Consider the following 15,741-nt stretch of genomic DNA (forward strand, 5'->3'; position numbering starts at 1 on the left):
GCCGTTCTCGCCCCCGTCCAGTCGGCAGACAGGCAGTCAGGCCCCCGGTGTGGTGCGCACCATGAAGACGTCGATCGGGTCCTCGGCCTCCACGACGAAACCGTGGCGCTCATAGAGCCGACGCGCAGCACTGCCCTGCAAGACGTTCAAACCCACGCTCACCCCCTGTGCGTCGGTCCGCTCCAGCACCGTACGCAGGACAGCGGAGCCGAGCCCTCGGCCCTGCTGGTGCGGAGCAAGGTAGAAGTGCTCCAGCCACTGCATTCCTTCGGTGGTCCGGCTGCCTTCGGCGGGCCGGACCGTGACGCACCCCGCAAGTTCACCGTCGACCATGATGATCGACGTGTGCCGCGCGGAGAAGGAATCCCGCAGCCGCTGCCGCACCCGGTGCTCGTCGTAGCGTCCGAGGCGTTCCAAATCCGCGCGCATGACCGTGGCCCGCAACTCCGCGATGGCCTCGATGTCCGCCGCCACCCCGGAACGCAGCATCCAGCTCGTGGGGTGCGTCGAAGTGATCCGCGCGGGCGCCGCTATGCCCGATCGCGTTCCGTTTCCCGTCATCCCCGCATCCATGACCGGAAGTATCTCAGGCCACCTGCCCTGAACAGGCACATCATGACTCCGCCGGGTCCGGCACCGGTGAGAACGTCGCACCGGCCGACAACAGCCTCTCCGCCAGCGCGCGACAGCGCTTCCCGAGCTCCGGAGGGTCGAGTACTTCGAATTCGTGCCCCAGCAGGAGCACATGCATCAGCACGAAGTCGAGGCTGGCGGCGCCACTGAGCACTTCGCAGCGCCCGCTCCCGCGCGACCGTACGACGGCCGCCGACGCCGGAATCTGCGCGCGCACCGTATCGGCCGAAGCATGCACGAGGAAGCGCGCCTGATGCGGGTAGACCCGACTCGCCACGCCCTCCTGCACATACGTCGCCGCGTCGGGCGCAGCGCGCGGGCGGAAGCGCCAGGTCCGTGCGGATACGGCGGTCATCCGGTCGACGCGGAAACTGCGCCAGTCGTCGCGTTCGAGGTCGTACGCGAGGAGGTACCAGCGCCGGTCGGAAGCGACCAGGCGGTAGGGCTCGACCCGCCGCTGGCGTACCTCGCCCCCGGACGGATAGCCGAAGTCGGCCTCGACCTCGTCACGGCAGGCTCTGGCCAGCGTCATGAGCACCACGGGGTCGACCGGCGTCGTGCCTCCGCCGCCGAAGGACTCCACCGAGCCGGCGAGTGCGCGCACCTCGTGCCGCAGCCGGGTGGGCAGCACCCGGTCGAGTTTGGTCAGCGCCCGGAGTGCGGCATCCCCGGCGCCGATGACCGCGCCACCCGCGCCGGCGAGCAGCGAGACCGCGGTGGCGATCGCCTCCTCGTCGTCGAACAGCAGCGGTGGCAGGTCCTGCCCCGGGCCGAGTTGGTAGCCGCCGCCGACACCCTGAGTGGCCTGCACCGGATAGCCGAGCGCGCGCAGCCGCTCGACGTCGCGCCGCACCGTGCGCGATGTGACCCCGAGCCGTTCGGCGAGCTCGGGTCCTGTCCAGACCCGGCGCTGCTGCAACAGCCCGAGCAGGGTGAGCACCCGCTCCGTCGTACCGCGTTCGTCTCGGCTTGCCACGTCCATGTGGCCCACCCTGCCAGATAGCGGACCGATTCCGTCCGCTAGGGGTGTCAGGGTGGCTCCATGGACGCAGACGCACTCGACTCCGATCTGGTGCTGCACATCCACCGTGAGCTGATCCACCACCTGTCCGAGGTCTGCCTGCTGCGCGACCTCTACCCGCACACAAAAGCCGCTACGAACGGAGCAACCCGATGAGCCGCCACCTTCAGATCACCTTCGACGCCCACGACCCGCGGGCGCTGTCGGCCTTCTGGCGCGACGTACTGGGCTACGTCCACCCCGGCCCGCCCGGAGTCGACCTGCCCGAGGACGCCGACCCGCTGGCCGCGTGGGACGACTTCCTCGCACGGGTCGGCGTACCGGAGGAGGAGCGCAACACACGATCGGCCATCGAGGACCCGGACGGACACGGCCCGCGGCTGTTCTTCCAGCGGGTGCCGGAGGGCAAGACCGCCAAGAACCGCGTGCATCTCGATGTCCGTGCGGCTCCCGGTCTGCAGGGGGAAGAGCGGATGGCGGCGCTGGAGGCCGAGTGCGACCGGCTCGTCGCGCTGGGAGCGACACGGGTGCGTCGCCACGACCCCGCGCCTCCGATGAGCGCCGGCTTCATCGTGATGACCGACCCTGAGGGCAACGAGTTCTGCCTGGACTGACGCGCGAGGGGGGGCTGCCGGTTCACCCAAGTGGCGGGGAGGCAGGCTCGACCTCGAGGTACCGGCGGCCGCGCGGCCCCCGGTACTCCAGGGCCTCCCAGCCCAGCCGGCCCAGCACGGCCACGCAGCCCCTCAACTCGTCCTGAGCCGAGTACGCGGCGCCGCTTCCTGGCGGACCCAGCCACTCGACCCGCACGATGCCCGCCTGCTCGGTCGCGCTGACGCAATATCCGGTAGCGACGCGGCAGCCCTGCGAGTCGGTGGCAGACGGTGAAATGCCGGCGGCCTCCAGAGCGAGGGCCACGGCGCGCATCGGCTGGCGCCGTTCCCATTCGGCGGGCACACGATCAGAGGTGTTCATCAGCCGCCGGATCTGCAGCAATCCCTCGAACGCCGCCTGCACCGCGGCTTCCCGTCCCCGGCCGCTCCCCGCGGGCAGCGGCCCCGAGCCGGTCGCCACCTCGAACCCGGCCGACGCCCGGCCGACGTCGTCCTCACCCGCCATCCGCTGCCCCCTTCGGACTCCGACGTGCTCGCGCACTCACACCGGGCCCGTCAAGGGGCAGGAGCTGGGGGCGTTTTGCGGTCCGGCCGTCGCCGGAGGATTGACCGCGCAGACGGCGTCCGAGCCAGGGACCGAGGAACCCGGCCGCCCAGCGCAGTTCGGCCGCTGCGGCTTGCCAGCCCCTGGGCACCGCGTGTGGCGGCAGGGGGCGAGTCCACGCGTCGTCGCTCCCGGGGAGATGGATGGCTTCGGCGAGAGCTGCGGCGATCCGCTCGTGGCCCAGGGGACTGGCATGGAGTCGGTCCGCGCTCCACAGCCGTGGGTCGGTGGCTACGGCATGCCGTCCGGTCTCGGCGACCGTGACCCCGTGGCGGGCGGCCGCAGCGCGGATGTGGGTGTTGAGGTCGAACACCCGGGACCTGATGGGCCGGGCAAGGGGCGCGATCTTCCCCACGTCGGGGAAGGTCAGCGTCACCACCTGGGCCCCGGCGGCGGTGAGCGCGGCGAACATCTCCTCCAGGTGGCCGGCCACCTCTGCGGCGTCGAACCGGGGCCGGAGCAGGTCGTTGACCCCGGCGACGACGGTGGCCAGGTCGGGGCGCAGGGCCAGGGCGGGGCCCAGCTGCTCGGCGCGGACCTGGCCGGCGACACGTCCCCGTACGGCCAGGTTGGCGTAATGAAGCCCGGGGCTGACGGCTGTGAGGTGCTCGGCGAACCGGTCGGCGAAGCCGCGTAGGCCGACGGTGTCGTCCCCGTCGCCCAGCCCTTCGGTCTGGCTGTCGCCCAAGGCGACGTAGCGAAGGTATTCACCGCTTGGCATCAGTCGTCTGCCTTTCCCGCAGTACAGCTGTGATCCGTAGGCACCAGTCCCGGTGGCCCTGCTCAAAGGCCAGGCCGCGCAGACATGTCAGGTACGGTCCGATTCGCGCACCTCGGCGTAGGAACTCCTCTTCGTCCGTGTCACCGCGCAGCTGCCGCAGCAGATTCCCGAGAAGCTCGATCTTGGCCTCGGCCGCGGCTGCCCGCTCTTCGAGCTGCTCGATCACTGACGCGGTGCCGATCCGGTCCGCGACCTGGACCTTGACCAGCAGGTCGTCGCGGATGAACGAGGGCTTCGACACGGCCGCGGCGAACTGTTCCAGCTCGGCGCGGCCGGCGTCGGTGACACGGAACAGGCGCTTGTTGGGCCGAGTCTCCTGGACCACCTGCCGGCCTGCGACCAGCCCTTCTTTCTCCAGCTTGGTCAGCTCGGCGTACAGCTGCTGGGGCAGGGCGTGCCAGAAGTTCGCGACGCCGACGTCGAACGCCTTCGACAGCTGGTATCCGCTGTATTCGCCGTCCAGCAGCGCCGCCAGGACGGCGTGTCGCAGGGCCATCGAAGCAGCTCCTTCCCTCTCCTCGTCCGGCACCGCATCATACTCAAGAACATGATTAGTCATATCCATGAGTAGGTGCCCTGGGTAGTTGCCCGCACGCTTCCGTGCACCATCACTGGTTTCTGCGCCGGGTCACCAGCAGCAAGCAGGCAACGGCGCCGACTGCCACGGTGGCGAGTCCTGAGCCGCCGAGTGTCGCCCGCGGGCCCAGCGCCGCGGTGAGCGGTCCGCCGATCGCGGTGCCGAGCGGTGAGGCGGTGAGCAGCGCCGCGCTGCGGGCTGCGAGCATCGCGGCCAGGTGTTGCGGTGGCGACTTCGCCTGCATGAGTGTCACCGAGAGCGCGACGAACGGCCCGTAGATCGCACCGCCGAGCGCGAAGCACACGACGGTCACGGCCGTCGGCACGTCGAACCCGAACGGCAGCAGCGACAGCCCCCAGCCGATCACGATGCCCACCGTCACAGGCCACAGGGGCAGCTGCCGCAGCGCGCCGGCCGCGAGCCCGCCGAGCAGCGCACCGATGCCGAACAGCATCCAGTAGAGGCCGAGCAGCGTGCCCGGTGCGTGCAGGTCGTTCGTCACATGGAGCGGTAGGGCGACCTCGACCGGGCCGTAGAGCAGGTTGAAGAACCAGGTGAGCGTCAGCAGCCCGAGCAGTTCGGGATGGGATCGCAGCAACGCGAGCCCGCCGCGGGCGGCCGCCTGGTCGACGGCGGAGACTTCCCCCGACTCCGGCAGCCGGGTGCGCGCGATGACCACGGCGAGGAAGAGGTAGGTGAGAGCGTCCAGGCCGAGCACGAAGGCGGAGCTGACGTACGTCACCAGAACACCGGCGATCGCGGGCCCGGCGATCGTGGCAGCGAAGTTGAGCGAGCTGACGAGGGTGTTCGCGGCGAGCCGCTGCTCGTCGGGCAGCAGCTCGGCCAGCAGGGTGTACTTGCCCGCGCTGCCCCACGCATGCAGCAGGGAGGACACCGCGAGCAACACGACGTACAGCGGCGGGGTGAGCAGCCCTGCGAGCCAGGCGAGCGGTACGGCGCCGAGGAACACGGCGCGCACCGTGTTGTCGGCGAGCAGCAGCCGTCCGGCCGGCACCCGACGCAGGCGGCGACCGAACACCAGCGCGCCGACCACGCCCGGCAACGTGTAGGCGGCCACCGCGCCGCCGACCCACAGCCCGGTGGCGGCTTGCGGTGCGAGCTCGATGGCGAGCCACGCAACCGCGACGAAGCTCATCCCGTCCCCGAGGTACGAGACCGCGAAGCCGAGGATCAGCCGCCGGAACACCCGGTTGGCGAGCACTGGCCGGTATGCGGAGGGAATGAGGCGTCCGAACATCGAGGGAACTTTGTGAAGGTGCACCTGGGATCGGTCTCGTCTCAGCTGTCCGCCATTGCTGCGGTCGCGGATGTCTCAGCGCCGCTCCTGGATTGGGTGACCCCAGGGTCGTCCGGGCGATGGTGCGGGAGGACTCGCGTGTGAATGGTGATGTCCATGGCAGTCACGCTAACTACGGCCGGGGGAGCGGCGCTTCTCGATTTTTGATCAGTCTGTCGGCGTCCTCGTCGGACGACGGCCGGCCGGTCCGGACCACCTCCACGCCCAGCGCCAACCGGCGGGCGACCGACATCGCCGACGACGGCCACGTCGTGGGCGTGCAGTCCGGCCAGGGTGTGGTGCTGTGGAACGCGGACGGCACCGTGGCCACCGTGGGCCTGCCGCCGGGCGAGACCCTGGCCGCAATGGCCCGGCTGGGCGAGGACGGCAGGTTGCTGGTGACGGCGTCCCACCAGTTCATCGACCGGCCCGGAGGACACCCGCGCGTCGCCGCGTCGTACTACCGCTGGCGGCCGGAGACCGGGTTCCAGCGTCTGCCGGGGCCGGGCGACGGCTCCTTCGGAACGCGCCCGACGCCCCGCAGCCGCGGGGGCCGACGAAGGCTTCGGATGGCAGGCCCTGGACATCAAGGCACGCGGCTGGACCACCGCCACCGTACGCGCCACAGCGGGCACCATCGCCAACAACCTCCCCGCGGTGTGGGACCAGCTGCTGCTACGGATCCGCGACGCCGCCGCCCGCCGTGCGACCATCGTGGTCGTCCAGCTCGGCTGATTGACCCGGACACCGCGAGACGGCTTACCTGGGCTCATCCACGAGAGCCCCAAAAAAAATCGGACGGCGATGTCGAGAACCTGTGACTGGCTCCGTCCCCGCAATGAACGCGACCACAATGGGTCGCATCAGCACCGAGGAGAACCACGATGGCCAAGTACCTGTTGCTGAAGCACTACCGCGGCGCCCCGGCTTCGGTCAACGACGTGCCGATGGACCAGTGGACGCCGGAGGAGATCTCGGCGCATGTGCAGTACATGAACGACTTCGCGGCCCGGCTGGAGAAGACCGGCGAGTTCGTCGGCGGTCAGGCGCTCGCGCCCGAGGGGGCGTGGGTCCGCTACGACGGTGAGGGGCGCCCGCCGGTCACCGACGGACCGTTCGCGGAGACCAAGGACCTCATCGCCGGCTGGATGATCATCGACGTCGACAGCTACGAGCGCGCCGTCGAGCTGGCCGGGGAGCTGTCGGCCGCCCCTGGGGCGGGCGGGAAGCCGATCCACGAGTGGCTCGAGGTGCGCCCGTTCCTGGCCGCGCAGCCCACCATCACGGAGTGCTTTCATCAATGAATGAGGCCCTGCTTCGGAGCCTCACGCCGAGCGTGCTCGGGATCCTCGTCCGCCGCGGAGCCGACTTCGCGGCGGCCGAGGACGCCGTGCAGGACGCGCTGGTCGAGGCGGTCCGCGTCTGGCCGGCCGGCCTGCCGCGGGACCCGAAGGGCTGGCTGGTCACCGTGGCCTGGCGTCGGTTCCTCGACGCGAGGCGGGCGGACGCCGCCCGCCGTCGGCGTGAGGACCTTGTCGACGAGGAGCCGGAGCCCGGGCCTGCGCCCGCCGTGGACGACACGCTCCAGCTGTACTTCCTGTGCGCCCACCCGTCGCTGACGCCGTCGTCCGCGGTCGCGCTCACGCTGCGCGCCGTCGGCGGGCTGACCACCCGCCAGATCGCCCAGGCCTACCTGGTGCCCGAGGCCACCATGGCGCAGCGCATCAGCCGGGCCAAGCGCACCGTTTCCGGCGTGCGGTTCGATCAGCCCGGCGACGTCGCCACCGTGCTGCGTGTCCTTTACCTGGTCTTCAACGAGGGCTACTCCGGCGACGTCGACCTCGCCGCCGAAGCCATCCGGCTCACCCGGCAGCTCGCGGCCGCGATCGACCACCCCGAGGTGGCGGGGCTGCTCGCCCTCATGCTGCTCCACCACGCCCGGCGCGCCACCCGGACCGCGCCCGACGGCAGCCTGGTGCCGCTCGCCGAGCAGGACCGCGGCCGGTGGGACACCAAGTCGATCGCCGAGGGCATCGGGATGCTTCAGGCGGCCCTCGCCCGCGACCGGCTGGGCGAGTTCCAGGCCCAGGCCGCCATCGCGGCACTCCACGCCGACGCGCTCACCGCCGAGGAGACCGACTGGGTGCAGATCGTCGAGTGGTACGACGAGCTCGCGGCCCTGACCGACAGCCCGGTCGTCCGGCTCAACCGCGCGGTCGCCGTCGGCGAGGCCGACGGGCCCCGCGCCGGCTTGGCGGCGCTCGAGGCGCTGGACGCCTCACTGCCCCGCCACGCCGCGGTGGCGGCGTACCTCCACGAGCGCGACGGGGACCTGGCGACGGCGGCACGGCTGTACGTCGAGGCGGCCCAGAAGGCACCCAACCTCGCCGAGCGCGATTACCTGACGCGCCAGGCCGCCCGGCTCAACGCCCGTCGGTGCCGCTGACGGCGTCGTTGCCGTCGATGTGCAGGCGGATGCGCGTGGTGGTCAGGGTGCGGTGTCCAGCGCGAGTGCGGAGTCGATAACGGCGTCCAGGAAGGCGAGGGTGTCGCGGCGGCGGGCCAGGGGGTTGCGGTAGCGGCGACGGCCTTGCGCACCGCCCGTACGCAAGGCCAGGCTCTCCTCGACGATGCGGTGCCAACGCGGGTCGAACGTCTTCTGCGCGTACTGGCCTGCGCCGCACTTGGAGGTCATGGCACCGGTGGCGAGCGTGTAGTGCAGCCGGCTTACGCCGAGCACCGCCCACACGGGGAACCACCCGCTGAGTCCGATGGCAAGGGCCAGGGGGTGGGGCTGTCGCTTCCGCTGCCACCACGGCCGCCAGTAGGAGCGGAGGTTGTCGGCTGTGAAGGCCCGCAACGCTTCCTGCTCGGCCCACACATCCACCTCGGCCGGCTGCGGCCCGCGCACCGCGATGCCGTGCCAGGCCAGCTCGCAGAATGTCACCGGGTTGATGCCGAACCGTCCAGTCGGCACGAACCGGCTCTCTTGTGCGCAGGGGACGTCTGAGCAGCCGTCGGGCCCTGCCGTGAGGTCGCTCCAGGTGAGGACGGCACCGTCGAAGTGCGGCCGGGGAAATCGGGCGACCGTACGGGCGTGCGCCTCCGCAACCGCGTCCACCTCCCGGGACTCCCCGGTGTATCGACGGTCGGTCACCGCGATGAAGTCGATGTCGCTCGCCGTGCTGAGCCGGCCGCGACCAGTGCCACCGGGATGGAAGTCGCCCAAGGCCACCGAGCCGACCAGGTAGAAGCCGGTGATCAACCCCGGCGCCAGCTCGTCGACGGTGGCCAGGAACATGTCCACTGTGCGACGAACATCGGCGGGAAGATCGTCAGTCACCATGGCGGACACCTTATCGCCCGGCTACCACGGCACGAGCGGCAGCAGATGACGTCCTGTGACTGGAGACCGGCTGTCGACGCTCAGAGCAATTTCTTTGTCGTTTGTCTCACCACATCGACCGGCCATACGGTCGGCGTGTCAGTCCCCGCGTCTGGAGAGCGAGTCTTGATGGCCATCTCGACCACCACAAAGCCGCCGGTGATTACGCACTTCGCCGCCCGCGCCGGTGATCACAACGATCGCGCGATGCAGGGCTCAGGGATGATCGCCGCCGAACTGGCGTCCCGACTGAAGGTTGCCCCGGTCGTGGTCGGATCGCCTGAGCCCGCGCTGCGCACGAACTGGGACGACGAACTCGCGGCGGCGCAACCCGCACTTCTGGCGATGGCCGAGCAGTACGAGCGGATCTTCCGTGACGGCGGTACGCCGATCACCGCGCTGAGCCGGTGCGCGGTAGCCCTGGCGACCCTTCCGGTCGTCGCCGGACATCGCCCTGATGCGGTCGTCATCTGGTTCGACGCGCATGCCGACTTGAACACCCCGCAGAACACCACGACCGGCTACCTGGGCGGCCTCGCGCTGAGCGGGCCGCTGGGGATGTGGCACACCGGTATCGGTGACGGACTCAGGACCGAAAACGTGATCCTCTGCGGCGCCCGCGACATAGACCCGCCCGAGCAGTCGTTGATCGACGACGGTGTGATCACGCTCGTCGGAGTGGGCCCCGACATCACGACCAGGCTGCAAACCGCGATCGCCGGCCGCCCGGTGTACGTGCACCTCGACTGCGACGTTCTCGACCCCGGCATCGTGCCGACCGACTACATCGTGCCCGGAGGCCTCACGCTCAATGACCTCGAGTCCATCGCCGACATGATCGCCCAGCACGAGGTCGTCGGCGTTGAGGTCGGTGAGTTCGAGGCCGGAGAGAGTCCCACGGGGGACCTTGTCGACCCCGGCCCCCTCATCGACGCCCTCCAGCCACTGCTCGACAAGGCGGGCGTGGCTGCCGCGGAGAGGTAGTACGCGATCGAGCCGTACGGCTGACGGATGTCAGCCGACCGTGAGCACCATCCGGAAGCGCGCCTTGCCGGCAAGCATCTTCTGGTACGCCTCGTCCGCACGGTCCAGCGGCACGGGCTCGGTCATCGGGCGGATGTCGTGCAGGGCGCTGAACGCCATCGTGTCCTCCACGTCCTGCGAGGTGCCGGACGGATGGCCCCGGACGACGTGAGCGTCCATGAGGATCTGGGCCGGGCTGATGCCCATCGGTGTGGTGTCCGCGCCGATGACCACCAGCTCCCCGCGGGGGGTCAGGCCGTCCACGGTGGCTGTGATCGCCTCGGAGCTCCCCGCGGTGGCCAGGACGACCTTGGCGCCGCCCAGGGACTGCAGCGCATCGGCGACCGGAGTGCCCGAGGTGCTGTCGATGTAGTGATGGGCGCCGAGCTGCCTGGCGAAGTCGGCCTTCTCGGAGCCACGGGCGATCCCCACGGTCTCGAAGCCCATCGCGACCGCGTACTGCACTCCGAGATGCCCGAGGCCGCCGAGGCCGAGCACCGCGACCATGTCCCCGGGGCGGCCGGAGCTGCGCCGCAGCCCGTTGAAGGTGGTCACGCCCGCGCAGGCCATCGGCCCCGCGTCGCTCGGCGCCAGTCCGTCGGGGACGCGGGCCAGGGCGTCGACGGGCGCGATCACCTTCTCGGCGAATCCTCCGTCGTACGCCCACCCCGGCACCTTCAGGTTCCGGCAGACGATGAAGTCGCCCTTCCGGCAGGGCGTGCAATGACCGCAGCTGCCCCCGAACCAGCCGACCGTGACCCGGTCCCCGACCTGCCATCCACGGTCCTGAGTGCCTTCGCCCAGCTCCTCGATGTGTCCGGCGATCTCGTGTCCGGGCACCTCGGGGAACGATACGCCCGGTAGCCCGCCGCTCACGAAAAGTGCGTCGGAGTGGCAGATGCCGCATGCCTCCACGGCGATCCTGACCTGGCCGAAACCCGGCTGTGGCACCTCCCGCTCGGCGAGCTCGAAGGTGCCGTTCGGGGCAGTCACCTGCATGACTCGATAGGTACTCATTCTCGGCGCTCCTCGGGAAAGTCGTCGCCGTACATCGGCAGGTCGCTCAGGGATTGATTCCGGGAAGCTCCTTCCTCGATCACGTCCCAGTGTTCCATCAGAAGGCCACCCTCGCTGCGCGTCCGTCCGGCCTCAGGCCGTGGTTGTCCGCCGGTAGGCGGTGGGCGTGGTGGATACGGGCGGTGAATGGCTCCGACGCTACGGCCGTAACTTTTGACAGCCCGAGCCGAGCGGAGAGTGGCGGGAACGGGCCTGGCGGCCCGTGGCAGGTTGAAGATCGTGGCCCACGAGATGACCGCCAGGTTCATCAAGGAGGGGCACGACGACAGGCGGCCCTTGCCCAACGAGACCTTCAACGGGAGGCGGAAAGAGCTGACGATCGACGGAGTGAGGTTCACTCAGAGGCCATGGATCAATTGCTGGAGTACGACTTCGAGACCATCGTGACCGGTCATATGTCCCTGTACGGCACTCCGGAGGACGTGCAGACGAACCGCGAGTACATACGCGATCTGCGAACCTCCGCTGCCGAGGCGGTGCGGACGGTCGACCTGAAAGAGGCCGCGGCCAATGTGCCGGGGAACAATCGGCAGGCGGAGCTCAAGGTCTGGATGGACGCGGTCGTCGCTCGCGCGGCAGAGCTGATGCCGTCCTGGGAGAAGCGCCTCGGAGGGACCGACATTTTCCTCACCGACAACCTCAACGCCACCGCATGGAGCGTGTTCATCGACCAGGTAGCCGCGGTGGACTGGTTGCACACTTCGTCGACGTAGGTACGCGCCCGCGCTGACCGAGGCCGGTGTCGCCGCCGGCCTGCTCTCCCTGCTGCGGGTGGGAGGCACGCGCCCGGCCGGGCACCGGGCGCACTCGCTCCATGAGTGAACACACGACCCGCCTCAGGGCACCTCCGGGCCGCGGTACTCGCTCATCGCGTCGATGAGCCAGCGCGCCAGGTAGTCCGCGAACGACGACCGCGGGAAGAGCCGGTACGTCGGCGCGTCGTCGACCTGCCAGAGCAGCACCGCGACGGGTCCCACGGTGGTCGACACCGCCTGGCCGGGCCCGAAGACGCGGGGGTGCAGGTCCAGCGGGCAGCCCTTGTCCAGCACCTGCCGGGCGGCCGGGCCGCTCAGCTCCAGCGTGGTGCGGTTCGCCGAGACGTCAACGACCGAGCCCGGGGCCCCCGCGAGGGCGTCCCGCAACTCGGCGGCCACGGCGGTGCTTTCGGTCTGGGACAGGACGAGCCATTCGTCGGGGCCGAGCCAGACGACCGTATGGGGGCCGGACACGGAGGTCTGCCCGCACTGCCGTGGGAGCGGCGCACCCAGGGCCTTCTCGACGCGGTCGGCCGCCTCGGAGGCGGGGGCGACGCGCAGGTTCACCATCGTGATGAACGGCCACTCGGTCAGCGTGACGCCACGGCTGCCGCTGACGGCGGCGGCGCGCATCCGCTCCTCCAGATGTGCCAGGGGGCTCCGGCGCAGTGCCGCGGTCCCGGCGCCTGCGCCGGTCGTCAGGTCAGCCATCTCGCTTGGTCCCTTCGGGGTCGTAGAGGACGGGGTCGGCCACCAGGACGGGCACCAGGTCCTGGCCCACCGGGGCGAGCAGGGTCTCGCCGATCCTCGCCCGCCCGTCGGCGACGAGGGCGAGGGCGAAGGGGCGGCCGAGGGCCGGGCTGTGGTAGCTGGACGTGACATGGCCGAGCATCGGCACCGGCCCGGCCTCGGGGGTGATGGGCACGTCCGGCGCCACGAGCTGCGTGCCCTCCGGCAGTCGGGTCCTGCCATCGCTCGGCAGCAGGCCGACGAGCTGTTTGCGGTCGGTACGGGAGGTGTCGGCGCGGGAGTAGGACCGCTTTCCGACGAAGTCCTTCTGCTTCGAGACCACCCAGGACATGCCCGCGTCCTGCGGGGTGACGGTGCCGTCGGTGTCCTGGCCGACGATGATGTAGCCCTTCTCGGCCCGTAGGACATGCATGGTCTCGGTGCCGTACGGGGTGATGCCGTACGGCTGCCCGGCCTCGTACACCTGCTCCCAGACGGCCAGGCCGTACCACGCGGAGACGTTGATCTCGTAGGCGAGTTCGCCGGAGAAGGAGATCCGGCAGATACGGGCCGGGACACCGGAGGCCAGGGTGGTCTCGCGGAAGGCCATGAAGGGGAATGCCTCGGCGGACAGGTCGACGTCGGGGGCGAGCCGGGCGACGACCTGGCGCGACTGGGGGCCGACCACGGCGATGGTCGCCCACTGTTCGGTCACCGAGGTGCAGCGGACGTCGAGTTCGGGCCACTCGGTCTGCAGCCACTCCTCCAGCCAGTCCAGGACCGCGGCGGCGCCGCCGGTCGTGGTGGTCATGAAGTAGCGCTTGTCCTCGAGGCGCAGCGTCACACCGTCGTCGAAGATCATCCCGTCGGGCTTGCACATCACGCCGTAGCGGGCGAGGCCGGGCGCCAGCTTCTTGAAGGCGTTGGTGTAGATGCGGTTGAGGAATTCACCCGCGTCCGCGCCCCAGATCTCGATCTTGCCGAGGGTGGAGGCGTCCATGAAGGCCACGCCCTCACGGGCCGCCCGGCACTCGCGGGCCACTGCCTCGTCCATGTCCTCACCGGGCCGGGGGTAGTACCAGGGGCGCTTCCACTGCCCGACGTCCTCGAACACCGCCCCGTGCGCGAGATGCCAGCTGTGGACGGAGGTCGTGCGCTCCGGATCGAACAGGTCGCCTCGCTCACGTCCGGCCAGGGCGGCGAAGGCCACCGGGGTGTACGGAGCCCGGTAGGCCGTGGTGCCGACCTCTCCGGGTGAGGCGCCTGTGCCAAGGGCCTCGGCGATCACACCGATCGCGTTGACGCCGGAGGTCTTGCCCTGGTCGTTCGCCGTACCGAGCGAGGTGTAGCGCTTGACGTGTTCGACACTGCGCATACCGGCTCCGGTGGACCGCCGGACGTCGGCGACGGTGACGTCGCGCTGCAGGTCGACGAAGTGGGTGTCCCAGGTACTGGGGTCGCTGTCCCGGCCGCCGGGAGCGGGCACCAGCCACAGTGCGCGCACCGGGCCCGCTCCGGCCCCGGGCCGCGCGTCGTCGTACGGCGGTGCGGGCACGGGAACCGGGAACCCGGCGTCCGTGGCCGCGCGCGCGCCGGCCCGGGCCCCTTCGGCCAGACAGCCGTCGAGGCTGTACGTCCCGCGGGCCGCACCGACGACCTGCTGGTCCCGTACGGTGCCGTCGGGGACGAAGGCGGCCAGGTCCTCGTCCCAGCGCAGCCGGCCCTGGCGCTGGCTGTGCAGATGCACTACCGGGCTCCAGCCGCCCGAGACGGCGAGCAGGTCGCAGTCGAACGACTCCGGGTCACCGGTGAGTTGCCCGCCCTCGTCGAGGGCTTGGACGGTGACGCCGGTGAGCCGGCCGTCGCCCGTGGTGTCGACCACCGCGCTGCCCCTCAGCACCCGTACCCCGGTTGCCACGGCGACCTCGGCGGCCCGGTGGGACAGCTCGGAGCGCGCGTCCACGACGGCGGCGATGTCGATCCCGGCGGCGTGGAGATCGGCGACCGCGTCATAGGCGCTGTCGTTGGTCGTGCTCACCACGGCCCGCGAGCCCGGGGCCACGGCGTATCGGTTGAGGTACGAGCGCACGGCCGCGGCGAGCATCACCCCGGGGCGGTCGTTGCCGGCGAAGACCAGCGGACGCTCGTGGGCGCCGGTCGCCAGGACCACCTGGCGGGCCCGGATGTGCCACAGCCGCTGGCGCGAGACACCCGCCGACGCACCCGCCGGAGCGGGGGCGTCGGCTCCGAGGTGGTCGGTGCGCCGCTGCAGGGCCAGCACATAGTTGTCGTCGTAACTGCCGAACGCCGTGGTGCGCCGCACCACGACGACCTCGGGTGCGGCGTCGAGTGCCGCGCGCACTTCGGCGACCCACTCGAGGGCGGTCTGCGCGCCGACGGTCTCGGAGCGCCCGGAGAGCAGCGCACCGCCGGGTTCGGGCTGGTCGTCGACGAGGATCACACGGGCGCCGGAACCGGCCGCAGCGGCGGCGGCCGCGAGCCCGGCCGGTCCGGCGCCGATGACCAGGACGTCGGTGTGGACGTACTTCTTGTCGTAGCCGGCGGGGTCGGGGGTCGGGTCGAGCCGGCCCATTCCGGACAGCGTCGTGGCGGACAGGCCGTCGTACAGTTCTGCCGTCGTCGCCGGCAGCATGCCCTCCGAGTGCGGGCCGTCGATCTGCAGCAGGGCGTTGGGCTCCTCGACGCCCGCGGAGACGATGCCGCGCGGGCGGCCGCGGTAGATCGACGGAGCGACCTCGACGAGCCCGTTCGCCAGCATCGCCGAGGCGACGGTGTCTCCGGGGTGTCCGGTCAGTTCCCGGCCGTCGACGGTGAAGCGCAGCACGGTGCCGCGGTCGATACGGCCCCCGTGCCGGAGCCGGAAGTGCTGGTCGGTCATCGGTTCCCTCCGGCCTGGGGCAGTTCGGGGCGTGGCTCGTCGAGCCGGTAGACGGCGAGCACGTCGTTGGTGACGGTGTCGCGCAGGACGTTGAACCAGCGGCGGCAGCCGGTGCTGTGCATCCACCGCTCGGCGAAGGGGCCCTTGGTGTTGTCGCGGTAGAAGACGTACTCGGCCCACTGCTGGTCGTCGAGGTCCGCGGGGGCTTGGGGGTAGGGGAGATGGGCCTGTCCCCCGTAGTGGTACTCGGTCTCGTCACGGGGACCGCACCATGGGCAGGTGATCAGCAGCACGGTGTCCTTCTCTCAGCAGGAGCTCGGCAGGCGCTCGGCGGGCCCTGGGCGGG

General features: G+C 70.8%; 18 protein-coding genes. 6 read left to right on the top strand and 12 right to left on the bottom strand.

Features of this window, described 5'->3' with window-relative positions:
* Nucleotides 1–36 precede the first annotated feature (36 nt).
* Together ACH4U7_RS49315 and ACH4U7_RS49320 are read right to left on the bottom strand one after the other, a co-directional pair.
* Nucleotides 37–561: a GNAT family N-acetyltransferase gene (locus tag ACH4U7_RS49315; RefSeq protein WP_398534297.1), complete on the bottom strand. Its 525-nt coding sequence runs from the start codon at nt 559–561 to the stop codon at nt 37–39.
* 52 nt (nt 562–613) lie between these two features.
* Nucleotides 614–1,615 (bottom strand): helix-turn-helix transcriptional regulator, encoded by a 1,002-nt coding sequence (locus ACH4U7_RS49320; protein ID WP_398534298.1) that lies wholly within the window; start codon nt 1,613–1,615, stop codon nt 614–616.
* A gap of 60 nt (nt 1,616–1,675) precedes the next feature.
* Here ACH4U7_RS49320 and ACH4U7_RS49325 point away from each other — a divergent pair, with 60 nt between their 5' ends.
* Together ACH4U7_RS49325 and ACH4U7_RS49330 are read left to right on the top strand one after the other, a co-directional pair.
* The gene (locus ACH4U7_RS49325; RefSeq protein ID WP_398534299.1) at nt 1,676–1,810 is read left to right on the top strand and encodes a hypothetical protein; all 135 of its coding nucleotides are present in this window, start codon (nt 1,676–1,678) and stop codon (nt 1,808–1,810) included.
* Nucleotides 1,807–2,268 carry a VOC family protein gene (locus ACH4U7_RS49330; RefSeq protein WP_398534300.1) on the top strand — a complete coding sequence of 154 codons (462 nt, stop codon included), beginning with the start codon at nt 1,807–1,809 and terminating at the stop codon, nt 2,266–2,268. The genes ACH4U7_RS49325 and ACH4U7_RS49330 overlap by 4 nt, the downstream gene beginning before the upstream one ends.
* Nucleotides 2,269–2,290: 22 nt before the next feature.
* Here the strand turns inward: ACH4U7_RS49330 and ACH4U7_RS49335 are convergent, their stop codons facing one another.
* The 5 genes from ACH4U7_RS49335 to ACH4U7_RS49355 form a co-directional block, all read right to left on the bottom strand.
* A complete protein-coding gene (locus ACH4U7_RS49335) occupies nt 2,291–2,773 on the bottom strand; it encodes a hypothetical protein (RefSeq protein WP_398534301.1) in 483 nt (160 codons plus the stop codon).
* Nucleotides 2,763–3,593, bottom strand: a complete 831-nt coding sequence (locus tag ACH4U7_RS49340) for an SGNH/GDSL hydrolase family protein (protein ID WP_398534302.1) — start codon at nt 3,591–3,593, stop codon at nt 2,763–2,765. The genes ACH4U7_RS49335 and ACH4U7_RS49340 overlap by 11 nt, the downstream gene beginning before the upstream one ends.
* Nucleotides 3,580–4,149: a PadR family transcriptional regulator gene (locus ACH4U7_RS49345; RefSeq protein WP_398534303.1), complete on the bottom strand. Its 570-nt coding sequence runs from the start codon at nt 4,147–4,149 to the stop codon at nt 3,580–3,582. Before ACH4U7_RS49345 ends, ACH4U7_RS49340 begins: the two co-directional genes overlap by 14 nt.
* Nucleotides 4,150–4,261: 112 nt before the next feature.
* Nucleotides 4,262–5,488 carry an MFS transporter gene (locus tag ACH4U7_RS49350; protein ID WP_398534304.1) on the bottom strand — a complete coding sequence of 409 codons (1,227 nt, stop codon included), beginning with the start codon at nt 5,486–5,488 and terminating at the stop codon, nt 4,262–4,264.
* 172 nt (nt 5,489–5,660) lie between these two features.
* The gene (locus ACH4U7_RS49355; RefSeq protein WP_398534305.1) at nt 5,661–5,948 is read right to left on the bottom strand and encodes a hypothetical protein; all 288 of its coding nucleotides are present in this window, start codon (nt 5,946–5,948) and stop codon (nt 5,661–5,663) included.
* Nucleotides 5,949–6,411: 463 nt separating this feature from the next.
* Between ACH4U7_RS49355 and ACH4U7_RS49360 the strand changes: the two genes are divergently transcribed.
* Both ACH4U7_RS49360 and ACH4U7_RS49365 read left to right on the top strand, forming a co-directional pair.
* Nucleotides 6,412–6,831 (top strand): YciI family protein, encoded by a 420-nt coding sequence (locus tag ACH4U7_RS49360; protein ID WP_089505971.1) that lies wholly within the window; start codon nt 6,412–6,414, stop codon nt 6,829–6,831.
* A complete protein-coding gene (locus tag ACH4U7_RS49365; RefSeq protein WP_398534306.1) occupies nt 6,828–7,973 on the top strand; it encodes an RNA polymerase sigma factor in 1,146 nt (381 codons plus the stop codon). The genes ACH4U7_RS49360 and ACH4U7_RS49365 overlap by 4 nt, the downstream gene beginning before the upstream one ends.
* A gap of 42 nt (nt 7,974–8,015) precedes the next feature.
* Here the strand turns inward: ACH4U7_RS49365 and ACH4U7_RS49370 are convergent, their stop codons facing one another.
* A complete protein-coding gene (locus tag ACH4U7_RS49370) occupies nt 8,016–8,873 on the bottom strand; it encodes an aminoglycoside adenylyltransferase domain-containing protein (RefSeq protein ID WP_398534307.1) in 858 nt (285 codons plus the stop codon).
* 168 nt (nt 8,874–9,041) lie between these two features.
* Here ACH4U7_RS49370 and ACH4U7_RS49375 point away from each other — a divergent pair, with 168 nt between their 5' ends.
* Complete coding sequence (locus ACH4U7_RS49375; protein ID WP_398534308.1) at nt 9,042–9,896, top strand: arginase family protein; 855 nt, start codon at nt 9,042–9,044, stop codon at nt 9,894–9,896.
* Nucleotides 9,897–9,926: 30 nt separating this feature from the next.
* Here the strand turns inward: ACH4U7_RS49375 and ACH4U7_RS49380 are convergent, their stop codons facing one another.
* Nucleotides 9,927–10,952 carry an alcohol dehydrogenase gene (locus ACH4U7_RS49380; RefSeq protein WP_398534309.1) on the bottom strand — a complete coding sequence of 342 codons (1,026 nt, stop codon included), beginning with the start codon at nt 10,950–10,952 and terminating at the stop codon, nt 9,927–9,929.
* A gap of 407 nt (nt 10,953–11,359) precedes the next feature.
* Between ACH4U7_RS49380 and ACH4U7_RS49385 the strand changes: the two genes are divergently transcribed.
* A complete protein-coding gene (locus tag ACH4U7_RS49385) occupies nt 11,360–11,725 on the top strand; it encodes a hypothetical protein (RefSeq protein ID WP_398534310.1) in 366 nt (121 codons plus the stop codon).
* A gap of 123 nt (nt 11,726–11,848) precedes the next feature.
* On the opposite strand, the gene ACH4U7_RS49390 is transcribed toward ACH4U7_RS49385, so the two are convergent.
* Genes ACH4U7_RS49390 through ACH4U7_RS49400 form a run of 3 tightly spaced genes read right to left on the bottom strand, consistent with a single transcriptional unit; the run spans nt 11,849 to nt 15,688 of the window.
* Complete coding sequence (locus ACH4U7_RS49390; RefSeq protein ID WP_398534311.1) at nt 11,849–12,478, bottom strand: sarcosine oxidase subunit gamma; 630 nt, start codon at nt 12,476–12,478, stop codon at nt 11,849–11,851.
* Nucleotides 12,471–15,395, bottom strand: a complete 2,925-nt coding sequence (locus ACH4U7_RS49395) for a sarcosine oxidase subunit alpha family protein (RefSeq protein ID WP_398534312.1) — start codon at nt 15,393–15,395, stop codon at nt 12,471–12,473. The genes ACH4U7_RS49390 and ACH4U7_RS49395 overlap by 8 nt, the downstream gene beginning before the upstream one ends.
* Nucleotides 15,392–15,688 (bottom strand): sarcosine oxidase subunit delta, encoded by a 297-nt coding sequence (locus ACH4U7_RS49400; protein WP_398534313.1) that lies wholly within the window; start codon nt 15,686–15,688, stop codon nt 15,392–15,394. The genes ACH4U7_RS49395 and ACH4U7_RS49400 overlap by 4 nt, the downstream gene beginning before the upstream one ends.
* Nucleotides 15,689–15,741 lie beyond the last annotated feature (53 nt).

Origin of the sequence: Streptomyces sp. NPDC020845 (assembly GCF_044334165.1) — a bacterium.
Lineage (GTDB): Bacteria > Actinomycetota > Actinomycetes > Streptomycetales > Streptomycetaceae > Streptomyces.